The organism is Verrucomicrobiota bacterium (genome assembly GCA_039192515.1).
Classification (GTDB): domain Bacteria; phylum Verrucomicrobiota; class Verrucomicrobiia; order Methylacidiphilales; family JBCCWR01; genus JBCCWR01.
The window spans coordinates 20,815-47,508 of the sequence record JBCCXA010000009.1; the positions used below are offsets into that span (position 1 = coordinate 20,815).

22 protein-coding genes are annotated in these 26,694 nt (G+C 41.9%); 11 read left to right on the plus strand and 11 right to left on the minus strand.

Annotated elements, in window-relative coordinates; genetic code table 11:
* Positions 1 to 2: 2 nt before the first annotated feature.
* On the plus strand, positions 3 to 6,026 hold the full coding sequence (locus AAGA18_05705) for an SDR family NAD(P)-dependent oxidoreductase (GenBank protein ID MEM9444831.1): 6,024 nt from the start codon (positions 3 to 5) through the stop codon (positions 6,024 to 6,026).
* A 90-nt stretch (positions 6,027 to 6,116) separates the two neighbouring features.
* On the opposite strand, the gene AAGA18_05710 is transcribed toward AAGA18_05705, so the two are convergent.
* From AAGA18_05710 to AAGA18_05720, 3 genes are all read right to left on the minus strand, one after another.
* Positions 6,117 to 6,803 (minus strand): PEP-CTERM sorting domain-containing protein, encoded by a 687-nt coding sequence (locus AAGA18_05710; protein MEM9444832.1) that lies wholly within the window; start codon positions 6,801 to 6,803, stop codon positions 6,117 to 6,119.
* A 13-nt stretch (positions 6,804 to 6,816) separates the two neighbouring features.
* On the minus strand, positions 6,817 to 7,686 hold the full coding sequence (locus tag AAGA18_05715; protein ID MEM9444833.1) for a PEP-CTERM sorting domain-containing protein: 870 nt from the start codon (positions 7,684 to 7,686) through the stop codon (positions 6,817 to 6,819).
* 142 nt (positions 7,687 to 7,828) lie between these two features.
* The gene (locus tag AAGA18_05720; GenBank protein ID MEM9444834.1) at positions 7,829 to 8,608 is read right to left on the minus strand and encodes an energy transducer TonB; all 780 of its coding nucleotides are present in this window, start codon (positions 8,606 to 8,608) and stop codon (positions 7,829 to 7,831) included.
* Between the two features lie 81 nt (positions 8,609 to 8,689).
* Between AAGA18_05720 and AAGA18_05725 the strand changes: the two genes are divergently transcribed.
* The 3 genes from AAGA18_05725 (at position 8,690) to AAGA18_05735 (ending at position 13,264) form a co-directional block, all read left to right on the plus strand.
* Positions 8,690 to 11,101 (plus strand): TonB-dependent receptor, encoded by a 2,412-nt coding sequence (locus AAGA18_05725; protein MEM9444835.1) that lies wholly within the window; start codon positions 8,690 to 8,692, stop codon positions 11,099 to 11,101.
* Positions 11,102 to 11,198: 97 nt separating this feature from the next.
* The gene (locus AAGA18_05730) at positions 11,199 to 12,179 is read left to right on the plus strand and encodes a hypothetical protein (GenBank protein MEM9444836.1); all 981 of its coding nucleotides are present in this window, start codon (positions 11,199 to 11,201) and stop codon (positions 12,177 to 12,179) included.
* Positions 12,180 to 12,337: 158 nt separating this feature from the next.
* Positions 12,338 to 13,264 carry a PEP-CTERM sorting domain-containing protein gene (locus AAGA18_05735; GenBank protein ID MEM9444837.1) on the plus strand — a complete coding sequence of 309 codons (927 nt, stop codon included), beginning with the start codon at positions 12,338 to 12,340 and terminating at the stop codon, positions 13,262 to 13,264.
* Positions 13,265 to 13,515: 251 nt separating this feature from the next.
* On the opposite strand, the gene AAGA18_05740 is transcribed toward AAGA18_05735, so the two are convergent.
* The 3 genes from AAGA18_05740 to AAGA18_05750 all read right to left on the minus strand — a co-directional run bounded on the left by AAGA18_05740 (position 13,516) and on the right by AAGA18_05750 (position 14,180).
* Positions 13,516 to 13,737, minus strand: coding sequence for a hypothetical protein (locus AAGA18_05740; GenBank protein ID MEM9444838.1), 222 nt, complete (start codon positions 13,735 to 13,737; stop codon positions 13,516 to 13,518).
* A 148-nt stretch (positions 13,738 to 13,885) separates the two neighbouring features.
* On the minus strand, positions 13,886 to 14,011 hold the full coding sequence (locus AAGA18_05745; GenBank protein MEM9444839.1) for a hypothetical protein: 126 nt from the start codon (positions 14,009 to 14,011) through the stop codon (positions 13,886 to 13,888).
* A gap of 25 nt (positions 14,012 to 14,036) precedes the next feature.
* A complete protein-coding gene (locus AAGA18_05750; GenBank protein MEM9444840.1) occupies positions 14,037 to 14,180 on the minus strand; it encodes a hypothetical protein in 144 nt (47 codons plus the stop codon).
* Positions 14,181 to 14,490: 310 nt separating this feature from the next.
* Here AAGA18_05750 and AAGA18_05755 point away from each other — a divergent pair, with 310 nt between their 5' ends.
* Positions 14,491 to 14,745 (plus strand): hypothetical protein, encoded by a 255-nt coding sequence (locus tag AAGA18_05755; protein ID MEM9444841.1) that lies wholly within the window; start codon positions 14,491 to 14,493, stop codon positions 14,743 to 14,745.
* Positions 14,746 to 14,864: 119 nt separating this feature from the next.
* Here AAGA18_05755 and AAGA18_05760 read toward each other — a convergent pair whose 3' ends face one another.
* Entirely contained in the window at positions 14,865 to 15,530 is a 666-nt protein-coding gene (locus AAGA18_05760) for a nitroreductase family protein (GenBank protein MEM9444842.1), read from the minus strand.
* Between the two features lie 292 nt (positions 15,531 to 15,822).
* Here AAGA18_05760 and AAGA18_05765 point away from each other — a divergent pair, with 292 nt between their 5' ends.
* From AAGA18_05765 to AAGA18_05790, 6 genes are all read left to right on the plus strand, one after another.
* On the plus strand, positions 15,823 to 16,284 hold the full coding sequence (locus tag AAGA18_05765; GenBank protein ID MEM9444843.1) for a thermonuclease family protein: 462 nt from the start codon (positions 15,823 to 15,825) through the stop codon (positions 16,282 to 16,284).
* A 458-nt stretch (positions 16,285 to 16,742) separates the two neighbouring features.
* Positions 16,743 to 17,600, plus strand: a complete 858-nt coding sequence (locus tag AAGA18_05770) for a hypothetical protein (GenBank protein ID MEM9444844.1) — start codon at positions 16,743 to 16,745, stop codon at positions 17,598 to 17,600.
* Between the two features lie 163 nt (positions 17,601 to 17,763).
* The gene (locus AAGA18_05775; GenBank protein ID MEM9444845.1) at positions 17,764 to 18,348 is read left to right on the plus strand and encodes a DUF4412 domain-containing protein; all 585 of its coding nucleotides are present in this window, start codon (positions 17,764 to 17,766) and stop codon (positions 18,346 to 18,348) included.
* Positions 18,349 to 18,371: 23 nt separating this feature from the next.
* Positions 18,372 to 18,854, plus strand: coding sequence for a DUF695 domain-containing protein (locus tag AAGA18_05780; GenBank protein ID MEM9444846.1), 483 nt, complete (start codon positions 18,372 to 18,374; stop codon positions 18,852 to 18,854).
* Positions 18,855 to 18,924: 70 nt separating this feature from the next.
* Positions 18,925 to 19,278, plus strand: coding sequence for a hypothetical protein (locus AAGA18_05785; GenBank protein MEM9444847.1), 354 nt, complete (start codon positions 18,925 to 18,927; stop codon positions 19,276 to 19,278).
* Between the two features lie 183 nt (positions 19,279 to 19,461).
* A complete protein-coding gene (locus tag AAGA18_05790) occupies positions 19,462 to 20,601 on the plus strand; it encodes a class I SAM-dependent RNA methyltransferase (protein ID MEM9444848.1) in 1,140 nt (379 codons plus the stop codon).
* Positions 20,602 to 20,603: 2 nt separating this feature from the next.
* Here the strand turns inward: AAGA18_05790 and AAGA18_05795 are convergent, their stop codons facing one another.
* The 4 genes from AAGA18_05795 to AAGA18_05810 form a co-directional block, all read right to left on the minus strand.
* Positions 20,604 to 21,254, minus strand: coding sequence for a polysaccharide deacetylase family protein (locus AAGA18_05795; protein ID MEM9444849.1), 651 nt, complete (start codon positions 21,252 to 21,254; stop codon positions 20,604 to 20,606).
* 50 nt (positions 21,255 to 21,304) lie between these two features.
* Positions 21,305 to 22,702, minus strand: a complete 1,398-nt coding sequence (locus AAGA18_05800) for a glycosyltransferase family 2 protein (protein MEM9444850.1) — start codon at positions 22,700 to 22,702, stop codon at positions 21,305 to 21,307.
* 38 nt (positions 22,703 to 22,740) lie between these two features.
* The gene (locus AAGA18_05805; GenBank protein MEM9444851.1) at positions 22,741 to 24,639 is read right to left on the minus strand and encodes a TolC family protein; all 1,899 of its coding nucleotides are present in this window, start codon (positions 24,637 to 24,639) and stop codon (positions 22,741 to 22,743) included.
* A 67-nt stretch (positions 24,640 to 24,706) separates the two neighbouring features.
* Entirely contained in the window at positions 24,707 to 26,683 is a 1,977-nt protein-coding gene (locus AAGA18_05810; protein MEM9444852.1) for a DEAD/DEAH box helicase, read from the minus strand.
* Positions 26,684 to 26,694: the final 11 nt, after the last annotated feature.

Consider the following 26,694-nt stretch of genomic DNA (forward strand, 5'->3'; position numbering starts at 1 on the left):
TCATGAATAAACCACAGGAGGTATCTACCCAATATAAAGAACGCTTAGAGCGTGCGATGACACTTATTGAACGACTCAAAGGAAAGCTATCACAACAGAACCAGAGCTCTGCATCCACTGAGCCAATTGCCATTGTAAGTATGGCATGTCGGTTTCCTGGCAGTGTAGCAGATCCTGAGGGGCTGTGGGAATTGTTAGAAAATGGACGTGATGCTATTACGCAAGTGCCTTCGGATCGGTGGGATGCTGAGGAACTATATGATGGAGCTCCGGCTGTTCCGGGAAAAGTCATTAACAAGCAAGGTGGCTTCATTGATAAAGTAAAGGAATTTGATCCCCTATTCTTTGGAATATCGCCCAAAGAGGCACATACTATGGATCCTCAACAGCGGATATTAATGGAGGTTTCTTATGAGGCACTTGTCCGCTTAGGTATGAATCCCAAACAAGCTTCAAGTATTGAGGCTGGAGTTTTTGTTGGAGTGAGTGGCACGGACTATGCCAGACATTTATCTCAGCTTTCAGGAGAGCAAATAGATCCTTATTTAGCTACAGGAAATTCTGCAAGTGTGTTAGCGGGACGCCTTTCTTACGTGCTTAGAATGACGGGTCCAAGTCTTAGTATAGATACCTCGTGCTCGTCTTCTTTGGTAGCTGTTCATTTGGCTTGCCAGAGTCTTCAGAATCAGGAATGCGAACTTGCTTTAGCCGGCGGTGTGAATTGCATTCTGACGCCGGAAGTAAGTATCGCCTTTTCTCAGGCTCGGATGCTTTCGCCGAGAGGGCGTTGTCATACCTTTTCAAGTAAGGCAGATGGTTTTGTGCGAGCAGAAGGTTGTGGGATGGTTGCTCTCAAAAAGCTATCTAAAGCACGAGTTGATGGAGATCAGGTTCTTGGGATTATTCGCGGTTCGGCTATCAACCAAGACGGAGGGAGTGGGGGTCTTACAGTTCCCAATGGGCACTCCCAACAAAAGCTTATTCAATCTGCTTTAAAGACATCAGGAGCATCACCAGAAGATCTTTACTATCTAGAAGCTCATGGCACTGGAACCGAGTTGGGAGACCCCGTCGAGCTGAATGCGTTGAGTGAAGTCTTTAAAGAGAGCCATTCTCCAGAACGTCCACTTTTGATTGGGTCAATAAAAACTAATCTTGGGCATATGGAAGCTGCAGCAGGCATAGGGGGGTTGATGAAAGTAGTTCTTTCTATGCAGCATGGAATGTTACCTAAGCATCTCCATTTTTCGGAACCGACTCCTCATGTAAAATGGGATAAGATTCCAATCAAAGTGACTGACCAAAAAGTGGAATGGCCTAGAGGGTCTTCTTCTCTAGCGGGAGTGAGTTCTTTCGGTTTTAGTGGCACCAATGCTCATGTTATTTTAGAACGATCAGAGGGCTCTCTAAAAAATTTAGAGCCAGTTCCTTCTACTTCAAATCATAAAAGAAGGTATTGGGTAGATATACCTAAAAACAAGAAAAGACGCCCATTACTTTCTCATCCCTGGCTGCAAGAAATGCTTTCTGTGGCACGCATTAACTCGAAGCATCTTGTTGTTTCTCAAAGTCTCTTTCGTGATGATGTTCTGAAACAACACCAAGTTCTTGGACAAGCTGTTTTTCCAGGGGTTGGTTTTCTCGAATTGCTATCCGCTGCATTCAAACATGTTTATGGATCTAAGAATATTTCCTTAAAGGATGTGAGCTTTGCTCGGGTACTATCATTGGATTCTGAGATGCCAGTTCAAATTGTTCTCAAGCAAGATACCGCGGAAGTTCTGCAACAAACTGAAACAGGTGAATGGCAAACATTGTGTGTTACGATGCTAGATCAAAGCTATCAAAAGGTTCACAATTTATCCATAAGTGATTTTCCTAGGTATGAGCTTTCTGAGGTGGCGCCAAGCCATGTTTATGAGCGGCTAGCAAGCCAAGGGGTTTCTTATGGGGAAGCATGGAAATTAATTGAATCTCTCCAAACAAAAGATGGCTATATTCGGGCTCATATTAAGGCTCCTCAAGAGTCAGGAGGCTTTCATTATCACCCGTTTCTATTAGATGCTATTCTACAGACAATGGCTGCTGGCTTCTTGGAGAAGGAAGATGATAAATATACCTATATTCCAGAGGGCGTAGGCCAAGTTATCTTTCATGTCGAAAAACTCTGTGGTGAGGTATTTACCGTGTTAGGAAAGATGAAATCTGGAGAGGGTTGGGTTAGTGCAGATTTTCTTTTGCAAGACGAAGAGGGAGCCGACTTAGTAACTTTCAAAGATATTCGTTTGCGTCCTCTCACTAAAAACTGGATTACCAGAGTCAATCGGGCTTCGGTTAAGGATTGGTTTTATTCAGTGGACTGGAAGCTCGATAATATTCCCTCTAGGGAAAAAGGACACACTCCAGAACAATTAGCTCGTCAGCTTATGGATGATGCAAAAGAGGCTCTCGAGGTTGAAGAAATCAAACGGTACCGAGAGGGATTACCTAACTTAGAGCGAGCTGCGGCTCAGCTGGCAGGAATTATTTTATCTAAGGTAGACTCGGAAAAAGTTATTCCGGAACAAAAAGTGCTGTGGAGGCATTTGCATAATAGAGCCCAAACAGAAATTTTAGAAACCTCAACGTTTACCGACGAATTGCAGGCTGTCTTCCCGCAGGAAATCAAGCTGATCCAACGTTGCGCAAGTGAAGCTGTTGCCGTGGTGGAAGGAGACCAGGATCCTATGGAAGTTCTTTTTCCTAAAGGTGATAGCTCCGAATTAACCTGGCTCTACCAAAAATCAGACGCAGCACAACTGCTCAACAAACAAATGTGTCTGAGCTTTGCTCAAATACGAAAGGGTCTAGGGCGTCCTCTTAAAATTCTGGAAGTTGGTGGGGGAACCGGCGGAACTACTGCGTTACTTATCGAACTCTTGGGTAAGGATGATGAGTATGTTTTCACGGATGTTTCACCCTTTTTAGTAGACGAAGCCAAACAAAAATTTGGTCATTCAGAACAAATGCTTTTCAAAACACTCGACCTAAGTCAAAGCCTATTAGAGCAAGGATTTGATAGAAATACGTACGATTTGGTCATCGCGGCGAATGTCTTGCATGCAACTCCTGACATAGATAGCTCTGTTCGCAAGATTGGAGAACTTCTTTTGACTAACGGATATTTGCTTTTATTAGAGGGAGTTAAACCACTCCTTTGGCTAGATCTTATATTCGGTTTGACCAAAGGCTGGTGGTCTTTTAACGACGAGTGGAGAGTCGATTATCCTCTTTTGTCCAGCACTACATGGCATAAGCTCTTTAATAGCATGGGTTGGGAATCATCAACGATTACAGTTGGCGATTTGCCTCAAGCCGTCATGGTTGCTCAAAAAAGGGCGGAAAAAAATGAGAAGCTAGTCATATGGGCTGAGCATCGTCAAGGAGCTGGAACATTTGCCGAGCAAATACAAGCCGGAGTTCGGAACCTGTTGTCGCAGGTTAAAGCATGTCTAAGTGGGAAGCCACCCTGGCCGCAACTTGTGCTAGTGACTCAGGGTGCCACTGATTTACACGCTTTTCACCCTGAGCAAGCAACTCTATGGGGATTATCAAGAACCATTGAACTGGAATTTCCTGGACTACAATGCCTGCGCATCGATCTCGACCCCACGAAAACGCTTGCTGAACAGAGAGATTTAGTCAATCAAGAACTAGAAAACTTGAGTCGAGGCTCGGTTCGGTTCCGAGATGGAAAACGATATGTAGCAAGGTTGCAACACGCAGAAAAAATAGAGTCTCTAAAAATTCCAGAAACGGATGCTTACGAACTGAAATTGGAGAATACGCCAACTCGTTCATTGACCCTTGCTGAAGTTGAGCGAGAAAAACCAATATGTGGTGATATCGAAATTCGTGTGCAGGCCGCTGGGATCAATTTTATCGATGGGTTAGATATTGCAGGTATGCTTCCTTTCGAAAGAGGTTGGTTGGGAGTTGAATGCGCGGGCGAAGTGGTGTCAGTTGGTGATAGTGTCACTGATTTTAAGATAGGTGATAAAGTTATGGCATTGGCTCCACGGGCATTTCGCACTTATGTCAATGTACCATCTGTTCTAGTAGCAAAGTGGCCAAATAATATTAAGACCGCACAGGCTGCCGCTACATTGCCGGTTAATTTCCTGACAGCCCAGCGCGCTCTTTGCGATATAGCACATTTGAAAAAAGGAGAGTCTGTTCTTATTCATTCGGGTGCGGGAGGTACAGGGATGGCAGCCATTCAAGTCGCACAACATCTGGGAGCTACGGTTTATGCCACATCGAGCCGTGCTAAGTGGCCAGTTCTGAAGCGATTAGGCGTTAAGAATATTTTTGATAGCCGCAGTTTAGGCTTTGCTGTGGAAGTAATCAAAGCCACGCAGGGGCAAGGGGTTCAGGTTGTTCTTAACTCATTAACAGGTGACTATATTGAAAAAGGTCTTTCTATTTTAGCCAAGGATGGACGGTTTATTGAATTAGGAAAGCGAGGCATTTGGACCAAGGAACAAATCGGTGAATTTCGATCCGATATTCAGTATCACATTGTGGATTTATTTTCTGAAAGTGAACAACGCATCAAGCTTTGGCGATCTGAGGGTAAAGGGGATTCTATTTTCAAGGGTTTGCTTCCAGTTCAGGCATTACCAGAAACTTCATTTCCTATTCAAGAGGCTCCTCGAGCTGTAAAGTTTTTCCAGCGTTCCCGCCATGTGGGAAAGGTAGTGCTAGATTTTGATCGGACCCAAAGTCCGGTTCGTCAAGATGCTTCTTATGTGATTACTGGAGGAGCTGGAGGGCTGGGGCTTGAAACAGCTCGTTGGTTGGTGGAGCAAGGCGCCAGGCACGTTTTGTTACTAGGCCGAAATATTCCAAAGTCGGATGATCCTAGATTACTCATCATAAAAGAAGCCATTGAGAAGAATTGGGTGTGGTTTGAGAGTGCAGATGTTTCTGAGCGTGCTGCAGTTGAGGGAGTCTTGAAGCATGCTCAAGAACGTGCACCATTGCGCGGTATTTTTCATAGTGCGGGTGTCTTGTCTAATGCCACGATTCAGGAGTTATCTTGGGATGAGGTGAATTATGTTTTTGGTCCCAAGGTTTGGGGAGGTTGGCATTTGCATGAATTGACAGCTCATCTGGAGCTTGATTTATTTGTTTTGTATTCATCTGCAGCTTCTTTGCTCGGTTCTCCAGGCCAGGGAAATCATGTCGCAGCAAATGCTTTCCTGGATGCACTGGCGCATCATCGAAGATCACTCGGTTTACCTGCCCAAAGTTTCAATTGGGGAGCTTGGTCTCAGGTTGGATCGGCAGCCTCTCAGTCAACCCAAATGGAATTGGCAAAACGAGGGATTTCTATGATAGATCCTCAAAGTGGAATTAAATGCCTATCACTTGCCCTCCAAAGGCCAGATTGTTGCCAGTTAGGGTTGGTTCGGGTTGACTGGAAAACTTTATTAAAAGCAGGTTTGTCTCTTGATCCATTTTTTGAATATTTTGCTCGGTCCATATCAAAAGAAAGGCATGAAAATAAAGCATTAAAAACCGGGAAGGAAGGAGAATGGATTAAAGAATTAAAGAATCTTCCCAGAGGGCAATGGAGTCATTACCTAAACAAGAAAATTCGAGAAGAATTGGCTCAAGTCATCGGATTACAGGCTGGGGACTTGCCACCGGCTGACGCAGGATTTTTCGATCTTGGGGTGGATTCATTGATGAGTGTCGATTTAAAAAATCGGTTAGCGTTGTATCTGGCCACTGATATTTCTCCTACGCTTATCTTTCAGCATCCAACCATCAGCGCTCTCGCACAAAAACTTACTGAGTTGTTAGAGAATCAAATGAATGTCTTAGGAAAAAACAAAATTCAAAGCAAACAATCGATTGATGTCTCTACTCTAAAACTAGATGACGATTCGGAGACAAAACTTTTAGTGTCCGAAGTTTCTGGCAAGGACATTGCCTCTGAGCTCTTAGCTCTTGAAGAGTTATTAGAGGAGTCCTCATAATTTCAGAACGCTTCTCTAAAATATCATGCAACAAAAAACCTATCTCTCACTAGGGCGAGATAGGTTTTTTGAGTGACGGTATTTATTAAGTCATTTCCTAGCGCTACGACGAAGAAGCGCTAGGGCAGCTGCGCCTACAGCAAGCAGAGCATATGTAGAAGGTTCTGGAACCACTTCAATGCTGGCTGTACCATCAGCATCCCATTGATGACGAACAAAAACGAAAGCGCCTACTTGATCATCGACATCTAAATCGAAGGAACTTTCTGTTAGTATAAGGCCACTAGTTTCGCTAAATACACCTGGACCAAAACCACTTTGAAATGTGAATGAAACATCTGCATCTAGGCTTAAGCTAGTCAGTAACCCATCAGTGAAAGACGCCGATCCTGAATTAATGGCAAGAGTCGTCGTATAATTGGTATCGTTAAGGACTGAGAATGTCCCGCTAATATATTGTGCAAAATCAAAAGTAGCATCAGTGATATTGAAACTTTCAGATCCAGAACCAATGAGATCACCGTCTAGGCTTAAGCTTCCCACACTATTCCAGTTTCCTTCGCTAGGAAAAACGTCGAGGTCTCCCCCTAGTTGATTATTAGTATCAATGTCATACATGCCATCTGGTTCCAGGTCTACCTGAGCATATCCGTTAGAGAAATAGTCATAGACACGACTGCTCCCATTAGCCGTCAGATCAACATTTAATACAGTTACTGCTTGAGCACTAACAGACATAACACTGATCATACACGTTAGTAATAATGATTTTTTCATCTTTCTTCTCCTATTATTTATTAAAATTTGATGTACGAGTTACATCTATCTTTTTCTTGATTGAAATTAGTAATGTTGCCAGGCCAATGACGAGCATGGCCCATGTCGAAGGTTCCGGAATAACATAATTACCCTGTGCATCAAATACCAAGTGTGTGTTCTCTAAAGGCCCCAAGGCAGTTGTGTTATCTTGTATAACATCAACATCAAATGCAAAGGAGTTTCCAGAAAAGGTGAGTAAACCATCGTATGAGCTGCCAAAGGGCAGAGATCCTAGCAACTGAGGGGTGATGGCAATGTCAGCGACGAAATCGATGCTCGTTAATTCACCATTTACAAAAGTTAGACCAGCACCTGTCAAATCTCCGATACTGGCAGCATAGTCCCAGGCGAATTCGTTGTTGATATTTCTGGGACTAAACAAAGGCGAAAAATCGGCTAGGTCTAAAGAGAGTGTAAAGTCTGATAACCCTAATACTTCTGTCCCGCTGCCTGTAAGTAAAGTGTCATCGTAGCTGATATCACCCACATCAAATATGCCAAAGTCACTATCCGTAATCGTCTTTTGTAAGACATTGAAATTGGCTTCCTCAAAGCTATAAGTAGTAGAAGCCGACAATTGTTCAGATACAATCATAACCCATACCCCTGCTCCGCCGTTCTTACTTGGATCCCAATAGTAAGGATATTCGAAGGGTTTTGAACCGGGTAAACCAGAGTTTGGTTCAACTAACTCTGATTGGATATTTGTAATATACAAAGAGCCTGTTCCATTATTTGTGCTGAGATCAACAAATTGAGTCGTGGAATGCGCTGCTGTGTTCAAAAGTAATACCGTGCTTGTTAAATAAAGTAAGTTTTTAAGCAGACCTTTTTTAATCATGCCGAGAAAATACTTAAACTGAGACTCATGTGCAATAAGAAATTTAATTAATTAATGAAATACTTATTTAAACCACTGGATAGGACGTCTCGAGCTCGATAGACACCTGTAATGAAAAAGTCTAAGCTTATACTGAAAAGATTTAGAGATTTAATGAGAATGCAATGGGGACAACTAGAGGCATCTCAACCGGAAAATCGTTGATTGTTCCAGGGTAAAACTTCCATCGGAGTGCAGTCTGATAAGCCTTTTGATCTAGGACTTCATGACCGGAACCCTCGATAATATCAATGTCTAAAACCGATCCTTCACTTGAAATCATTAATTTAAGAAGTACGCGACCTTCATATTTATTTCTCCTAGCAAGGACAGGGTAGCTAGGAGCTGGGCAATCCTTATAAGTAGGTCGCTTGCGAACTTTAATCGCTTTTTGGCCGTGACTATTCAGAGGCCGAGAATAAGTAATCATGGATCTACTGCTATTAGAATTCGCCGCGCCTTGATTGGCTGGGGAAGCCATGACCTCAAATAACTCAGAACTAACAGTGGGTCCGTCATAGGAAACGATTACATCCAGCATATGACTCTCCAAAGCATCATCATTCAGGTTTTCAAAGGCCTTCTCAGTCAATATCTCTTCCATCTCTCTCTCAAATTCTAGGTCTTCACGATTATCTAAAACCAGAGCATTTGTTTCTTCTACTTGTATTTGAGGCGAACTCAGTTCCTCTTCAGGTATTTCCTGTGGTTCATCTACGATCAGAGGCTCAACCTGAATGGCCTGGAATTGCAGTCTTGGTTGGAAATGAAGGCCCTGGGTTCTAAATAAGATGATCCCACCGACAGCAGCAAAGAGAACAGAGTGAAATGCAATGGAAAGTAGCAGGCCCAATACTCCGGATGATCTTAGGGTTAACTTCATGAGTAGGATTTATGTATCGATCGGAATGTAAAGTTATTGAGATTGATTTTCAAGTATTAAGGCCTTAATAATCCTTTCTTCATGATGCGACTTCTTAAGCTTAACTGCGTAATAAGTCTATTTATTTCCACTGTTTTTTGCCAATCTGAGGAAAGCGCTAACTTGTATACTGATCCCAACACAGGTGAGAAAATTTTTGTATTAAAGGAAATTCTTGTGCAAGCAGATGCAATTATTGCTGTAGAGGATACAAAATTCCGAGCCAAGAAGAATACTTCAGGAATAGGTCTTGAGGTAGATCGCATGAATTCGCCAGTTACTGTTAACACCTTAACCTCAGAACTTCTTGAAACGCAGCAAACGGTGGATATTCGGGAAGCTTTTGATAATATTGCTGGGGTCACTCAGTCAGGGAGTGGTAGTAAGGAGTTACCTATTATTCGAGGGTTTGATGCGAGGCGTTCTATTTTTAAAAATAACTCACGCGTAGGTGGTGCAGCGCCTCTTGGAGAGCTATTAGCTCCCACGACGGAGGTTAGTAATATCGAAAGAGTTGAAGTTCTAAAAGGTCCTTCAGCTATTCTATATGGTAACATGGAACCTGGTGGAATTATTAACTATATAACGGAATCCCCGGAGCAGTTTTTTGGTGCTGAGGCCAAGGCATTTTACGGATCAGAAGATTTTCTCAAAGGCTTGCTGGACATTACTGGCCCAATTGGAGAAAGTGATTTCTCTTACCGGGTTAATGCCTCTTGGACAGAACAAGATACCTATCGAGGATCTCTTAGAGATCAGGATAGGCTTTTCCTAGCTCCTGCTTTAAGCTGGCAGCCCTCAGAGGACACCCTTATGCTTTTTAGAGGTGAATTTACTCAAGATAATGTTCCTACGGATGCGGGTTTATTCTATGACCGTGGCAATGCAGTGCCCAATACAAATCAATCAACGGTTTATGGGGTGCCTAACATCAATATAGAGGAGACCGAGATCGTAAGAGGTGATCTTGACTTTGAACACCGTTTCTCGGATTTTTTTAAAATTGACTATCACGGTAGCTTTAATCAGATGAGAAAAAGAATTAATCAATCAGCATTAGTTCCTATCCAAGAGGTTTTAGATTCTGCAGCAATTCTTGCTACATTATTTGGTGGCACACCGAGAGTCTCAAACTTCGATTCCAGTGCTATGCTCATTGATGATACTGTTATACAAGAGGGCAACTATACAGGCTTCACTGTCTTCGCAGTGGCTGAATTACTTGAGTTAGGATTCCTAGGAGATCCTCCACTTACCTATGGCACGGCCCAAGAAGGTAGTGTTCTAGTGCTTCATCAGAATAACAAAGTTTATACAAATGAATATGGGGCTCAGGCTAATCATATCTTTGAGTTTGAAACGGGTGAAGCTTTTGATCAGGCAATATCCCACCAAATGTTAGTCCGTTTCGATATGGAGTTTTTACCTTACGAGTTCTACTCTAGCGACTCTGGGTTAATATTCGGTCTTCAGGATGCAATCGATCCTGTTTATCCTGAGACTCTTGATTTTCTACCACTTCAGCTTACCACAGATGAGGAGACTTTTTCTTATGGTATCTCTGCTCAACATTTGATTTCTTTTGGTGAATATTTACATATTTTATTAGGTGGGCGTTTTAGTCATTTTGATCGAGATTATAAGGATCAAGATATTATCTTAGAAAATGGTGATGTAGACACTGGTCTTGGGTTTACAGACACATCAGATTCCATTGACCCACGCTTCGGTGTGGTGTTGAGGCCTATCGAGGAAATGTCTGTCTATGGTGCTTTTTCAACTGCGTTTAATACAGAGAATAGAATAACTAGAGTTGGAGCACCTGTAAAACCTACCACTTCAGAGCAAATCGAGGTAGGAATGAAGTTCGATCTCCTAAAAAGTAGGCTAGGTATCGAGTTCTCATTATTCCAAGTGATCAAACAAGACTTAGTCGTTGTCGATCCCACGAATGATCGTTTTGCTGAGCCTGCCGAAAATTTTTATCTCAACATTGGGGAAGAAACAACCCGAGGCTTAGAATTAGAAATCACAGGAGAACTTTTTAGTGGCTTCGATCTTCAGCTCAGTTACGCCTATCTCGACGCAAGGCTTAGTAATGATGAAACGCGTGGCTATACAGGGAATCGCAAAAAAGGCGTCCCTTACCACAGTGGAAGTATTTCAGCCGTTTATGAGGTGCAGGAGGGTGCTTTGAAAGGGTTTGGTATGGGCACGAGCTGTTTTTTACGTGATACGGTGCAAAATGATGACGCCAATACCTTTACGCTATATGGCTGGGTGCGTAACGATGCATTGATCTACTACCGGCAAGAGCACTGGAAAGCCCAAATTAATTTTAAAAACATCTTTGATGTAGAATACTTACTTCCCGCTGGAACGGAATCGACTCCTAATACCGTTTTTCCTGCTCCTCCTTTTACAATTATTGGCTCTTTAGGAGTTAATTTTTGATTTTTTGATCAAAAATTTGGACTGATTGCAGGAGGTTAGACGGCGATTGAGCAATTTTATTGCTATTGAGACTTAATCTCTTTATACACGTTAGCGCATGAAGAAACCGAAGTTTAGACTCTCTTTAGTTTTAGCAACAATACTAGGAATAGCAACGCCATCCTATTCTGCGACTTTTGATCTAGATTTGACCGCAGATGGTGATAGCCGTTGGTTTGAATATTTTGCGGACGCCTTCGCTCAAATCGATCAAGGCTTCTTTAATGGTACGACAATACCCAATCCAGATCCAGTTCTTGATGGATTCTTCTTCATCAGTGAACTTCCCAATTTAGTTCCTATCCAGGGCGGGAGTACGGGGACAGGCGGTGCTGCTACTGGTGCAGATATTTTTCCTTTTGAGGAAAATTTTTCGAACATTGGTTCTATTACCTATGATGATTCTGGTCTGACAAACATTGGCGTGGAGATTGCCCCAATCACGGGCATTATCATGGATTGGGTAACTTATGTTTCGGATCTCGGTACTATCATCGAGAATGCCAACTCGCAAGATGATGGTGAAAACTCATATGAAACCTTTTTCTCTAATTTAGTTGGTGAGGTGAAGTTATTAGATGGTGCGGTAATAGACATTAGTCTGACAGCGGATATCACATTTACTTATGTCGACTTTAAAATAAGTCCTTCTGCACCTACAGAAGATATTGATTTCCAAGGTGTGTTTACCATAAGTGACGGTGAATTTGATCTCTTTGTTGATGAAACAGAAAACTACATACTTTTCTCTGATAACGTTCGAGTAGCCTGGGACGTTGAGGGTATTGTCAATAATTTGGCAACCCCTCGTATAGCTCCTGACATTGAATTTGTCTCTGCACCATCGCTTGGTGTAAGATTAAGTTGGCCTTCAGTGACAGGCTGCAGCTATCAAGTCAAAAGATCGACAACGGGAGTTGATGGTGCAGACTTCCAAGACTTTGGCAGTTCCATTGCTGGAGACGGCACGACCAAGGAAATAACAGACAGCGCGTTAGGCGCAAATGCCTTTTACACCGTCGAGGTGTTTTTTCCATAATCACTTCGTTTTAATTCTATTAAATGATGGATACCACATTTAGCTTACAACCCAATAAATTTTTGTAAATGAGACTCATTTGCATTTGACTCCTCCACGAATTCTGTTATTTAAATGTCATAGTCTAGTTAGACATAACAACTAAAATAATAAAAAATATGAATAGATACCTAATAATTGCAATGGCCGCTATGGTCTCGTTGGCGACTGCGCCAAACACATCAAAAGCTGATGAATTCTTGTTAACCTTCAACGCTACTCTTAATAGCTATTCTGGACCCGCAGGAGCTGATCCATTTAACCCCACAAGCCTATTAGGGTCGCAAATTGCTGCCAATCCGGATTTAGGGATTCTTGAGGGCCAATTTATTGTAAAAGACTTTGATGCCAACTTCACAGGCACAATTACGACTGCTACATCAGGTGCCGAGCTCTTTATTCATTCGCCTGTTCTTGAGCGTGTTGAGGCTTACACAACACGAGTAAGTAGTTCATCTCCTCTCGGAACACCAGTAAATACAAAGTATCTACTACCAAGAACCGCAACAACTACCACCACTGATGAAAATGGCCTTACCTCAACAGGATTCTTCGGAACTGCAACAGCGACCTTTGTAAACGGTGAAGTTACATCATTTAGTTACAGCCAGGGTCCCGATACTTTAGCATCGTTTGACTTCCGCTTCGACCCCTTTAGTATCGAAGGTTTAGACATCACCACAGGTGATGAGACTGGCTTTGAATTAGTTGGAACTTTTGATCTAGATACGCCTGGCGATGCTGATGCTGTGCCTTACGGTTTCTTCAACACTCTGACACCTGCACCAAGTAGCACCGTTTTGCAAACAACACGTGGTGATCTAGCAATTGAGTTGGCAGCTGGTGCAATATTAGATGGAAGAGAGAGCAGCGGAGGTCAGCCTCTTGATTTTGATCCATTAGATGGAACAGGCACACTTTACTATTACGACACGACATCACTTGACGCTAGTCTTGAAGTCGTTCCTGAGCCTAGCACCTATGCTTTACTAGGTTTTGGAGGTGCAGCTTTATTTGCTCTTAGGCGGTTTCGTCGTCGCAAGTAAAATATTTAACCATTAACTTTATCTAAGTTTTGAAAGAGCCCTTAGTTACTACGAGGGCTTTTTCAATGTATCGCGACTTACCGAGATTTGATTACGGCCTAGCAGGAAGCAGGCTTATGCGTGATATCAAAATAGGATTTTCCTGAAACCTTTCGTTGATAAAACTTTTAAAGAGAGAAGAGAATTTGGAGAGGTTCTGAAGAGTTAACCATTAAGTGAGTTAGAGGCGTTAAGGAATCAAAAGAAAGCTTTCATTTCTGCGAGTCGCCATAGGAGCGCCAAGGTTGAAAAGCTATGACGATGGTCATCATTTCACTAAGTCGCATCTTACTCCTTCTGTTGCGTTGCCTCTTGGATCCTCGTGGCAACCCTTTTTGTTTCCACTTATGCTGGTGCTCCAGACAATAATCGTCTATCTCTACACAGAGTTCTGTGAAAGGAACTCTGGACTCTTGGTGTTGTTTTCTTTTCATACATTAAACTTCTTCCAAGAGTCTTTTTTTGTACAGATTCTTATCCCGAACTCAGGTTTATAAATAATCAGATAGTTGCCATGACTTAAAACCCTCAAGTTATTATAAATTTTGTGGCGATAAGGTTTCCCAATAAAAGGAGATTTGCTTAATGATTGAGCTCTATCAAAGATTCATCACGAATAGGATCATCTTGAAAAGTATATTCTGCGATTCCTCTAAGATGTATTTTGGCTTCAGGAGTAATAGCTACTTGAAAGAATTTTTGATCCATTCAGAAAATTCTTTCCTAGCATCTTCTAGAGTGATTGTTTGAACAGCCTCACTTTGTGACGACTGCGTTCTAAAGAGTCGTGAAGACGGGTGTCCTGTATAATATCTTCCACAGTTACATCATCAGGAGCATTCTCCATAACGTTGTATACTATTTCCTTCACCCTCATATTATTGTCCAAGCTAAGAATTCGGAGTTTTCCAAAGAAAATCACCTTTACATTATCGACGGTTAGTAGATTTCTAAGACGAAAAATACCCGTAGCACTTTCAGGTTGTATTTGTAAATCATTGATTTATGACAAGTTAGATTATTATTAAGTGTATTCAATAATTTCTGTTTTAAAGAACAATCTTAGGTCCAGAATGCGCCAGAGCTATTAACAAAGGCACCATTACGGTTCTCTCAGATCCTACCAATCCAGATAATGCAGAAATCGAAATCTCACCTCTTATTCTAAGTGAAGCGGCGGCGCTGTCGTGCTATGGGAGAAAGAATCTCCGGTAGCAACACCTGATGCACCCTCTGCACAATGGACCTGGCAACAAAAAGATCTGACTGATCTCTTACCCGATTCCGAAGCCAACGGCTTACAAAGACTCACCTATGCCACCGATATCTCCAACACCGGCTGGATTACCGCTAAGGGCGTGGATCATGAAGGCAAGGAGCTTGAGGTGGCATTGTATATGGCAGTTTTTGGTTTTATACCGGTCCAGCAAGGTCGGAGATGAGTGTAGGTATTGGTGAATTGCGTTTTTGTAAAGTGCCGGTAATCACCGACGTTTAAACTATTTGCCATTATTCAGCTGCAAAGTAGCAACAACTTATCCATTGACACTTACTTTCTTTATCAAAGAATGCTTATTTCATGAATCCATTTCAGAGATCGATTATTTCGATGGGCCCCAGGCTTCCTTTCGTAATGATTATATTTTATTTGTTTCATCTCTGCGTACTCCACAAAAATGGCAGCTAATAAGCTTTCATTTTGAGGTATCTTTAAATATTCAAAGATCTCAGGGCTTCTCAATTTACCTCCACTTGACCAATACGTCCCCATCCCATATGCAGTCAACATCAGTAAGAGATTTTGCACCATTGCAGAAGACGCAGCCAAATGTTCTTCATTTCGCATCTTAATTTGTACTTCTTGATCGGGGTTGAAAGAAGAAGAAGGTTCCTCAGGAAGCCAGGTTATAAGGATCAAGGCACTACAAGCGGTGGCAAGTTTAGGTTCCTTAGTTTTAATACCTAATTTCTCCACTAGATATTTAGCGGCTTGGTAAGCTTCTTCTTTCCACAAAATGTAGGCTCTCCAAGGCTCAGAAACATCATTGATATCTCTTGGATAGTGAAATGGAGCCCAACCGGCTATTTCTAAGGAGTAGTGTACAGATTTACGGTTTTTTTCATCAATATGGGATGGAATAGCTTCATAATGCTCGAGAGAGCACATGACTTTTTCTGTGACTCGTTCTCGGATTATCCTTTGCATAGTTTGCACATCATTTGACATAGCTATAAACATACCTGGGGAATTTGAAGATGATAGCCTGGAATAGGCCACATTATTTTATCTGTGACATTGGATGTAATTTTTAGGTGATATCTAAGGCTAGAAAATTGCTTGGTATCTGTATGGCGAGTTGTCATCTCAGAATAAAGAAGCTACTGAAAAATGAACTAAGTCTAAGCTAATTTTTTTGAAGCAGTTCTTTCATATTTCTCTTTCAACCCGATTATTTCTCAAGGGTGAGACTTTCTAAGCGAGAATTGATAAAAAACGATCTATAGTCTAGAGTTGTAATGTGAAGTGCATATTTCTTCTATTTTTTCTTCAACTGTCTGTTTCTAATCTTTTTGCCTTACGAGGCAAAGTGGTAAGTGTTATCGAGGGAGATGTGATTCATTTTAAGGCAGATTCAAATCACGAATATAAGATAAGGCTCTATGGTATTGATGCTCCTGAGATGAAGCAGCAGCATGGGAAAGAGGCTAAGAAGGTGTTGGCTGATAAGATATTAAAGAAGAGCGTGAGGATTGAGGTAAATGGTATGGATCGCTATGGCCGCACGACTGGCATTGTTGTCCTAGACAAAATAAGTATCAACCGCTGGCTTGTTGAAAATGGATGGGCATGGCAATACAGACAATATGACCAATCAGATGTTCTCCGCGATGCACAGAAATCAGCTCATAGGAAAAGGCTGGGTTTATGGCAGGGAACAAATCCTATCCCACCTTGGGAATTTAGGAAGAATGTTAAATAAATGGGCGGTCTATATTTCAAGGTTACAACTGCCTTAAACTCACATAATGCTATAGACACTTAAAGATCTGCGCAAGATCTTGGCCTCAAGGAGCACTGATACTACTCAAAATATCACCTTTGAATATGTCTTTGCAGACCCTGTTTAAGAAAATATCCAAAATCCTTAGGCGTATCTGGGTTATAGGTAAGAAGATGATAACCAACATGAAAATAAATAGAGCCAAGAGAAGTGCAATTGGAGTTGTTACTCGTGGTATTGACTTTCATTAGGAATGCTCAAGATAGTCATTGAGTTCGATAAGAAAAAGAAGTGACTTGGGCAATTGAGAAGGAAATACCGTAGAGATTAAACATTTTATTAAAATGGTAACCACAGTGTGACATAATTAGTTTGAAAATGTCTTTATAAATTTTGAAAGGAAGCTAATTCATTTAAATAAGAGAACGAGAATAGCTATGGAAAATGATATTGTATACATCTCTACCGACTGTGGGACCTCCTATACAACTAAATCCAAACAACAGATACATAAGGAATGGAAAGAAGGGTCCATCAATGACGACCGATTGGTTTGGCATGATGAGAAATGGATTCAAATCAAGGATCTATTTGCCGGTTTTAAGGAAACGGCAAAGCTGGCAAAGCAGAGGATTAAGAGGCTTACCCAGAAGATTACGGCGGTGAATCTTGAGCAAGCCCAGCAGCCCCATTCTTCAAAATACGAAGTGAAGCAGGTGTCTGCTGCAGCAGTGCCCCAAGCTGGATATAGATCTTCATACCAGAGTCCTTTGATTAAGAAGAAAGGAAATTATCTTAGTAAGCTAACCTTTATTTTATTCATTCCATTTAGTTTTATAGTAGCTTATGGATGCTACTCCACGATTGTTTTTTTTCCGCAAACACTAGATCAAATTCCTTTATCGCAGGAAGTTGGGGTGACATTAAAATTACAAAACTATATCAAGGCAAATGTCTTGGAGGTTAATTTATCAGGTCGTTATGCAAGTCCTTCTGCTCTTATCCAGGATCTTAACTCTATAGCCCAAGGAGCGCAACAAGCTCCACTATTTGGTATTCAATACGATTATGTTAGAATAGTTGCGGGAGATAAAGTTTTCCTTATTCAAGATGAGGGATGGAATGCTGTTTCAAACTTAAATGGTGAAGTGAAACAAGCCAAAGAGCAAATTGGCGCAGTAATTTATGACAACAACGGCCATCTCCTTTCAAATGAACATACTTTAGAAGACAAGGACGTGGCTCATTTAAAAGCCTTTAATGATTTTTATGCTCATGTCTCAATTAGTATGTAGCGGATCATTTTGAATTTTTGATTTCTAGATATGCATTGAGGAAGTTATGGATGTCTGCTGTCTGGCAATCCGAAGACCAAATCTAGCATTCCAGGTAAAAATCTATCAGAATATTACGCTAGCAAGGTGGCGTCTTTCGGCATAGTATGATTGTTACGTGGACATGATACAAAAAGTAAGAATGCATGCTGCATTAGTGCTAGCACTCTTTAGCTTCTCTGAGTTACCTTGTTGTGCTGTAGGGCCTCCCATCGATCTATCAAACGGCTATACTGCTGAAACAACGACTACGACACAGGGTATGGAGGTAAAAAGCAAAATTTATTTTGCCTCTAATAAAATGCGTACAGAATCAAATATTATGGGGCAGTCTATCATTACCATCGTTCGTCAAGATAAGAAAGTGATTTGGAATTTGATGGAGCAGATGAAAACTTATATGGAAATGCCTCTTACTGAGATGACTAGCCAACCACTAGCTTATCAACCCGCCTCAGATGCTAAGTGGGAAAACTTAGGAGAAGAGAGCATTGATAACCAAGCTGCTGTTAAATGGTCAGTGACATTTGATGTAGATGGTAAAAAGCAACTGGCTTATTATTGGTTGCGTCAAGAGGATGATGTTCTTATTCGCTCTGAAGTCCAAGGTGTGGTGACAACATGGAAAAATGTAAAATTAGGACAGCCCGATGCGAAGCTTTTCGAGTTACCAACAGGTTACACAAAAATCTCAGTACCAGGTATGTAGTGCGAGAGAAGTTAGGACTATGAGTGAGAAAGAAAAGTGATATAGAGAAAGCTTATCCAAGCAAAGAAGCACTAGAGATTCCTAGCGAATGGTCTCTCATGATAGTCGAAGACGAAGAAGGGCCCATGGTTCTTAGAATGAACCACGGCTATAAAGACTTAATAGGTCATCCAGAATATAACTTTCAGGTTGGGGTAGCAGTGCCTCTCAACAATCCGACAGAGGCCGGATTTCATGAAGAAGAAGAAGGACTAGAGGTAGCAGTCATTGAAGAACAATTGGTGGAGCTTTTACAAAACGACAAGTTGGCACTTTTTGTTTTTTCCCAGTGCAGTGGGGGAGGTAAAGAATGGGTTTTCTATACAGGTAATCCTGATGAAGTGGAAAAACGTATAGAAGCTGTTCGCAACAGCGTCACCACTCATACCTTACAAAATTTCTCTCAAGAAGATCCTGACTGGGAAATTTATCAAGAGTTTGGTGGTGGATCTGATCAAGATTTGTGAGCGCAATGCTTTCCTTTTTAAGTTCTAACCCAGTTATTGACTCATGCTATTAGTTCGCTATACTTTATTCATGAGTAATCAATCTATTTCCAAAGAGGATCACCAGCACGTGCATGGTAAAGACTGCGGTCACACAGCCATTCAACATGAAGATCACGTCGATTATCTTCATGACGGACATTTGCATCATCAGAATGAGGATGGCTCCGTGGAGAGTCACGTGCTACCAGTTACTGAAGTAAATCCTGATTCTTGCTCTTGTGAGCAGCATGTGAGGCATGATGACGGGCATGTTCATGGTCCGGGTTGTGGTCATGAAGCTGTTCCTCACGGTGATCACATTGACTATATTGTCAATGGGCGTCTTCATCATCCTCATGGTGATCATTGTGATGATCATGGGCCTGTTACGGTAGTAAGGTGATCTATTTTCTGACTCAATGAGCAATAGCATAGAAAGCCTTTCAAGCTATTGCTCATTTGTAAGAAACGATATATGGACGCTCTGAGATACTTATGTTTCTCCCAATTCCTGAGCATGAGTTACGGAACATTTGGATTGCTCTCGTCTTAGCAGCATTCAAATCTTTCTTTCTAAGAATACAAAATGCGTCGCTCAAAGTTAGTTATTAACTGTGCCCCTACTATCACCCCAATACTCAAAAAAGAGGTAGAGTCTTTAGGTTACGAAAACATAAGGATCGAAAGAAGTGGCGTAACTTTAGAAGGTGGCTGGAAGGAGGTTATTCACCTCAATATTCATTTAAGGACAGCGTCTCGCGTGCTTTGGCAGATTAAGTCTTTCGAGGCAAAGACTCCTGATAGGTTATATCAAGAAGCAAAAAAAATACCTTGGCACAAATTGATTCCCAAGAATGGGTATCTTTCTATCCAGTCATTTGTAAAGAACGATTCTATACGAGATACCCGTTTCGCCAATTTAAAACTAAAAGATGCCGTTGTGGATCAAATGTTGGAGCAAAATGGGATCAGACCTAATTCTGGAAAAGAGTGTGATCAAACGGTACTGTTTCTCTTTTGGCATGGGAGCCTTGTGCATATTTACTTTGATACGTCAGGGCAAACAATAGCCAAACATAATTATCGAAAAATACCCTTCAAAGCACCGATAGCTGAGTCTTTGGCTTCAGCTTGTCTTTATTCCGCTGGTTGGAGCGATGCCAAGGGATCTTTTGTTAATCCTATGTGTGGCAGTGGCACGTTAGCCATAGAAGCGGCTTTAATAGCTGCTGGTCGTCCACCAGGTCTGCTACGTGATAATTATGGTTTTATGCACATTCAGGGGTATGAGGAAGCGAATTGGAAAAATGCTTTGTCAAAAATTGAAGCAAAGGATGAGATCGATTCACCGATTATCGCTACAGATATTGACGGAAAGGCTATAGAGTCGGCGCAAGAGAATGCCAAGATGGCAGGAGTGGAAAAGATGATTGAATTTGACCAGGTTCCCTATGAAAAAACGTCTGTACCCAATGGCCCCGGTATTGTGATGTTGAATCCTGAATACGGAGAGAGATTGGGTAATGAAAAAGAATTAGGAGAAGTTTATGCGGGAATTGGTAATTTTTTTAAAAAGTTCTGCCAAGCTAAAACAGGGTATGTTTTCACTGGGAATTCTAAGCTGGCAAAGAAAATTGGTCTGAAAGCAAAAAGCCGCACGACTTTTAACCATGCAAAAATTGATTGTAAACTTTTAGCTTATGATCTCTATGCGGGTTCTAGGTAAGATTAAATCCGCTTGGTGTCATAGCTTGTGAATGTTAGTTGATGTTCCTTCGCCCAAAGGATTAAATTTTCTACGGCATCTGGTAGCCAAGATTTGTCAATAGAGACACTGTGACAGTTTTCATGCAACACTATGGCGCCGCCTTTGTTTTTTAGAAGTCTCTTTTTGATTTGATCCATTTTCTGTTTGCCAGATGCCGGGTCGGACCAAGCTTCGCTGATAAAGAAAGTTAGGTAGGCAGTGTCTAAAGATAACTCTTTTAATAAGTGTTTCACTGCCGGAGTGACTATTCCCCATGGAGGGCGGAAAAGTTTTGGAGACTTGTTATGAGCTTTCGTTATTGTTTTAAATAATTTCTGTGTTTTATCTGTTTCGTGTAAGAGGCGTTTTTTAGACAGAAGGGGCCAGGGAGTATGCGAATAGGTGTGATAAGCAACGGAATGGTTTTCATCGATAGCTCTTTTAACAATCGCAGGATGTTTTTTTATATTTCTTCCAATGTAGCAGAAAGTTGCAGGTATCTGGTGGCTTTTAAGCACATCGAGCAGTTGATTCGATATGCTTATATTTGGATTTGGACCATCATCAAAAGTCAAAATGATTTTGCCTTCTCCAGCTGGCCAATGCTTTGGTTCTAAAATGGTTGAAAGCATGCAGCTCAATTAAAAGGCGTGGAATTCATTTTGTAAACAGCTGCGTTTTTCTAAACCCTGTAAGTAAGATCCTTGTAAGTAGTGAGTGGCCACTGCTCTGGTGATTGGCAAATATCTTGTAGTAAAATGAGTAGCCAAGAGCAATCTTGGTATTGATGCATGCCAGTTTTAATGAGCTTTAGAAGTTTATTTGTCTCTTTGTTTATAATTGTACTTTTACAAGAGCAGAGCCAAGCCAGTAGGCCTTTAGCATCTAGGCTAAATTCGTTAAGCTCTGCCTTGTCTTTAGCAATCTTGGAGTTAGATAAAAGCCATTCAATTTGGTGGCTATTGTCAAGGGGTAGGATAGAAAGCTGCTCACCTTTTCTTTCTTTTGCAAATAAAAGAACAGAGAGAGATATTGGATCCCAGTCATTGAGATCTGTTTGTTTTGAGGTGTTTTGTTCCAGGAAAAAATGAGCGAGCCATAACCATGACGTAGCGAATGCTTGGTATAACTCAGGCTGGCAATAAACGCCAACCTCAATGGTATTTTCAAGATCCTTTAGCACCTGCTTGGAAAATCTTTTGAGCTCGATCCAGTTTTCTTGTTTCATGTAATACTGGCAAAGGTAAAAGGATGCTGAGATGTAGTGAGGGTAAGCCTTAAGGATTTCTTGTGCGCTACGAAGTCCCATCTCGTATTTATTCTGTTGTGAAAAATAAACTAAAAAATTTCCAAAATCTTGTCTCCAGTAATTATTTAACAGGCGCTCTTCAGTGGAGTAAGTTTGGTTAATGAGCTGGAAACGTTGTTCAAACTCTTTGTTTTCACCAGTGATAAGGAGATAAGACATAAGCTGGCAAAGGCGAGACAAATCAGGCTTATCTCCTTTGACAAGAGGTCGTAGACGCTTGAGCATTCGTTCCCCTTTTTCTTGGCGCAATTTGGCGTCCCACATGTATCCATAGTGAATCATCTTTCCATTTAAATGGACCATGCCTTGTCTTTGGTTTAGCTGTGGGTGAACCTCTCCTTCAAATCGTAAATCATCAAAACGCCGGAAAACTCGTGTCGTTCGCACAGTGTTAGATGTGCCTTGTGGCATCTTGTTCTCTTCTAGAAATGTTATGGCATTAATACTGTTGTCTTGGTTTATATTACGAAGTTTGTTAATCAACTCTACTTGTAGCCCGGAGGAAAGTTCCTGGTCAGCATCCAAAACCAAAACCCAGCTCCCGGTGGCGATTTTGAGAGACTCATTACGTGCGGCAGCCTCATCTCCATTCCAGGCAAAGAAACCCGTTTTAGCCTGATAACTCTCAGCAATTTCTAGTGTTTTATCAGTGGAGCCTGTGTCGATAATCACGATCTCCTGCGCAATTTCTTTGACGCTATCCAAGCAGCGAGGAAGATTCTTTTCCTCATCTTTAACGATCATAACAACACTAAGCAATAGATTTGACATAGTATTTTGAGCGCTGTGTCGCTCTACCAAGATGGTGCTTAACTAGAAGAAATAAAGATGTTATATCTTTCCAGTAAAGTGCCAGCAGTCTCAAAGAGTCTGATATAGGCCTTGTTGAGATCAACAGTTGCTGCTAGCTCCCGAACTTTAGCTTTATGAAGATCACGTCTAAACTTAAAAAGAGTATTTTCAGTGGTGAGACCTTTTTCAAGGCGTATTTCTTCCTCTTCATAGGAACGTTGAGCATTGGCATGAAAGAGTTGCATGGCCTCAAGGCGTTCTCGGTTAGATTCTATGATGGCAATAAGTTGTTGAAAGGCCAATGAGGTTTGTAGTTCGAGATTTTTTAGTTCTAGTATACTTTGTCTCTTTCGGTGTTGTGCTTCGTGCTTGCGACCAATGGCTTCGTCATTGCCGAGGGGAATGGAGAAGACCGCTCCGACGGACCATTCGGAGCCTTGACCTCCGAAAGATCGCGTGTAGCTACCCCCAATGCTAGGAGACAAGCCATTTATTCCGTAGGTGCCTTTAAGATCGAGTTGAGGCCAGACCTGGTTCTCGGCAAAAACGAGTCTGATATCTTCTCGCTCAACTTTTCGTTTAGCGATTTTATATGCGGGGCTCGAGCTGAAGGCCTCGGCAACCAGATTGTTATAATCTAGATCAATATGGGGGATGATAAGCTTAGTTGTTGGAATAAAGACTGAAGTTCTATTAGGTGTGGGGTGGTTAGTCGTGAGAATTTGAAGTTCGGTCTGTTTGGCAAAGACTTCATTACGAGCTAGGACTAGTTCTTCAATGACTTCGGCAAGAGTTGCTTCTGCTTTATTGAGGTCGCCGGGGGAAACAAGCCCTTTTTCGAGTAGTTCCCTTTTTTCTTTGGCTAACTCAGAGGCTAGATCTTGCTCAAGCTCCTTGAGCTTTAAATTTCTCACGTGATACATGAGATCAAAGTAGGCTTTTAAGGTTTCGCTAACTGTTTCGAGCATAGCTGCTTCTAGCTCGAGCCTAGAGATCAATTTGTTTTTTCTAGCAACACGGATTTCTGCGAGGTTTACATCTGTTCCAAAATTACGGAGTAGCGGCTGGGTAAGTGTCATCCCGGTAAAGGTGCTATATTCTGGGCTAAATAAAGAAAGAGCGCTTTGCTGGGGACCTGACTCAATCAAGGTATTTCTTAGAATGTCTTGTTTAGTAAAGAGATCATATTCAGTGCCCGTAGGGAGTTTGCCCTCTAACGATAGTTCATAGCTCCAGTTTTCTTCAGTGAAAATACGAGGATCGCTACTTAGAATAACTGCATTACCACCACTACTAATAAATTCCTCGGTATTTTGAGGAGTACGTATCTTTTCATACTGTCCTTCAAAGGAGAGCTCGGGGTTAAATCCCCCAATCTGTTGTCGAAGAACATCTTGGGCGATGGAGATATCCAGTTTCTTCACTTCAACATCTAAGTTTTTTGTTAGAGATGAAGAAATAGCAGATGGCAAGTCCAGTGTAATTTCTGGCAGAGCTTCTAAAGTTGGGATTTTGTATTCATCTTCCGAGGAACTAGATGAGCCGTAGTATGTCGGCAAAGAATTCGGAGGCACGGAATCTGACTCTGGGATATCAGGTGGTGAGCCTGTAGGGGATTCGTTCAGTTCGGTTGTTTCTGTGGTTAGAGTTGGCTCTGTATTAGAACTGACAGCATCCAGGCCATCCGGCTCAAAAGGGTCGTCGTCCGAGCTAGTAGTGGTCGTTGTTGTTGAACTACTGGTGCTAGCAATCAAGCTTCCTGCAAGAAGCGCATGTTTCTTGGCTAGTGGAGACTCGAGTTTAGCAACCTGAGTAGAAGAGGATTTAGAGCAACCGACAACAACAACAGCAAAAATGAAGCTAGAGAGCAAAACATATATGCTCGTTATCTTTAGTTTATTTTTATTTCCAAGCATGACATTTTTTAACAACCCGCGAAAGTCTTTCAGATTCGCAAAGGCTTGTCAACTTTTGCTGGTTAACCTAGACCGCAGAAGATTTCCCGGAAAAGGATAGGTTTTCGTCTAACCAGGTGTCATGTTTCAGAACACGCTTTCTTGTCTTAAAAGCCATGCTTGAGGCCATCCACTGAGCCCATGCGAATAAATGAATAATCCAACTGGGCAAAGGTTTAGGTAAGGTTCCACCCACAGCTTTTAAGAGAGAAAGTGGTAAAAACCGTAGGGTTAATTCGTCGTTAATAGATACAATAAACCGGGCGCTCCCAGGATCTCCTTGTCGGCCTGATCTACCAATGAGTTGTCTATCAATGCGAGATGACTCATGGATCTCAGTAGCAATGACGTGAAGTCCTCCTAATTCTCTCACTCCGTGTCCGAGCTTTATATCTGTGCCACGTCCAGCCATGTTTGTGGCAATGGTTATCCGGCCAAGTTGTCCGGCTTTAGAGATAATTTGAGCTTCGTCTTCCTGCCGGAGGGCATTGAGGATTTCGAATTGTAACCCCATCTTACTGAGATGTTTGGCCACCAACTCGCTGCTTTGAACAGACCGTGTGCCGATTAGGAGGGGGCGATCCTTTTGATGCAATTTTTTTGCCTCGCAAGCAACAGCTTTCCATTTGTCGTTCTGAGAGGCAAAAATTTGGTCAGGGTATCTTTTGCGTAATGCAGGGCGGTGTGTAGGAATTTTTAGGACTGCTAGATGGTAGATTTGCCAGAGTTCTTCCTTGGATTCATATGCGGTTCCAGATAGACCCGAGAGGTTTGGATAACAACGAAAAAATCTTTGAAAGCTCATAGAAGCTATAGATTCATTAGGAGGTGTGATTTCTACGTTTTCTTTAGCTTCCACCGCTTGGTGCAATCCTTGTTGCCACGTGCGATGCTCCATAATCCGACCAGTGAATTCATCTATGAGTTCTATTTTTCCCTCGTTTATGGCATAATGAACATCTTTTAGATAAAATTCTCTTGCAATTAAAGCGGTACGAATGAGGTCGTGGAAGCGCTCCCTGTTTCGCCAAGCAGCAGGGAGAATCGAAGCTTTGCTAAAGAGTCGATCATTAATTTGAGATACGATACTGATTTCTCGGAACTTGAAATCAACCTGATAGTCTTGACCACGTTTTAGGGGTGCAATCAGCTTTTTAGCGTGAATACTGGCTGATTCGAGATCTTTATTCCTGACGCGTTGTGAAATAATAAGTGGTGTCACGGCTTCGTCAATGAGGACGCTATCTGCTTCATCCACAATGGCAAAATGTAAACCACGCATGACTACACTTTGATGGCGGTTTTGTCTTTTTGCCAGATTACGAATCAGGCGGCGAGTGGGGTCATAGGGAGTACTTAAGGCTATACGATCTCTTAAAAAATCAGCTAAAGCTTCTTTTGGTGTAGTGTAGGTGATATGTGCTGCATAGGATTTCTCGCGCTCATTAGCAGGCATGTGACCAGTGACGGATCCAACCGATAAGCCGAAAAAACGGAATAAAGCCTCCATCTCTTGACTGTCGCGTGAGGCTAAGTAATCGTTGGCTGTAATGACATGGCAAGGTCTACCTGTGCTTCCCATGAGAGTAGCAGCTAGTGCGACAGTAAGTGTTTTCCCCTCTCCGGTGGCCATTTCAGCTAAATATCCATGGAATAGGCTGGCCGCACTAGCAAGTTGAACCGGGTAAGGACTTAGTTGTAGTGCTCGCTTTGCTCCGAGAACTAGCATAGCAAGACCTTCTGCTACGGCTTTATCTGTGGCAGGGAATTTGAGGAAATGAAGGCGCAGGTTTTTTAAACGGGATACAACCTCTTTGTCTGTAATGGACTCATTTCGCTCAGCTATATGCTGAGCTTTCTTAGCTAATTCTAAAAAGTATTTTAGTGAACTTTTGCGGCGCTTGTATTTACCATGGAGTGAAAAAATAAAGGCATCAAGGCCTTGATAGCTTTTGCATTTTTCACTTGCTTTGAGCCGCCAATAATCTAACTGGAAATTTGACATCGGAAGGGTAG

Bases quoted from the DNA above. Each gene is read 5' to 3' on its own strand.
- AAGA18_05705 (MEM9444831.1), top strand. From the start codon at position 3: ATGAATAAACCACAGGAGGTATCTACCCAATATAAAGAACGCTTAGAG.
- AAGA18_05710 (MEM9444832.1), bottom strand. From the start codon at position 6,803: ATGAAAAAATCATTATTACTAACGTGTATGATCAGTGTTATGTCTGTT.
- AAGA18_05715 (MEM9444833.1), bottom strand. From the start codon at position 7,686: ATGATTAAAAAAGGTCTGCTTAAAAACTTACTTTATTTAACAAGCACG.
- AAGA18_05720 (MEM9444834.1), bottom strand. From the start codon at position 8,608: ATGAAGTTAACCCTAAGATCATCCGGAGTATTGGGCCTGCTACTTTCC.
- AAGA18_05725 (MEM9444835.1), top strand. From the start codon at position 8,690: ATGATGCGACTTCTTAAGCTTAACTGCGTAATAAGTCTATTTATTTCC.
- AAGA18_05730 (MEM9444836.1), top strand. From the start codon at position 11,199: ATGAAGAAACCGAAGTTTAGACTCTCTTTAGTTTTAGCAACAATACTA.
- AAGA18_05735 (MEM9444837.1), top strand. From the start codon at position 12,338: ATGAATAGATACCTAATAATTGCAATGGCCGCTATGGTCTCGTTGGCG.
- AAGA18_05740 (MEM9444838.1), bottom strand. From the start codon at position 13,737: ATGAAAAGAAAACAACACCAAGAGTCCAGAGTTCCTTTCACAGAACTC.
- AAGA18_05745 (MEM9444839.1), bottom strand. From the start codon at position 14,011: ATGGATCAAAAATTCTTTCAAGTAGCTATTACTCCTGAAGCCAAAATA.
- AAGA18_05750 (MEM9444840.1), bottom strand. From the start codon at position 14,180: ATGAGGGTGAAGGAAATAGTATACAACGTTATGGAGAATGCTCCTGAT.
- AAGA18_05760 (MEM9444842.1), bottom strand. From the start codon at position 15,530: ATGTCAAATGATGTGCAAACTATGCAAAGGATAATCCGAGAACGAGTC.
- AAGA18_05770 (MEM9444844.1), top strand. From the start codon at position 16,743: ATGGAAAATGATATTGTATACATCTCTACCGACTGTGGGACCTCCTAT.
- AAGA18_05775 (MEM9444845.1), top strand. From the start codon at position 17,764: ATGATACAAAAAGTAAGAATGCATGCTGCATTAGTGCTAGCACTCTTT.
- AAGA18_05785 (MEM9444847.1), top strand. From the start codon at position 18,925: ATGAGTAATCAATCTATTTCCAAAGAGGATCACCAGCACGTGCATGGT.
- AAGA18_05790 (MEM9444848.1), top strand. From the start codon at position 19,462: ATGCGTCGCTCAAAGTTAGTTATTAACTGTGCCCCTACTATCACCCCA.
- AAGA18_05795 (MEM9444849.1), bottom strand. From the start codon at position 21,254: ATGCTTTCAACCATTTTAGAACCAAAGCATTGGCCAGCTGGAGAAGGC.
- AAGA18_05800 (MEM9444850.1), bottom strand. From the start codon at position 22,702: ATGTCAAATCTATTGCTTAGTGTTGTTATGATCGTTAAAGATGAGGAA.
- AAGA18_05805 (MEM9444851.1), bottom strand. From the start codon at position 24,639: ATGCTTGGAAATAAAAATAAACTAAAGATAACGAGCATATATGTTTTG.
- AAGA18_05810 (MEM9444852.1), bottom strand. From the start codon at position 26,683: ATGTCAAATTTCCAGTTAGATTATTGGCGGCTCAAAGCAAGTGAAAAA.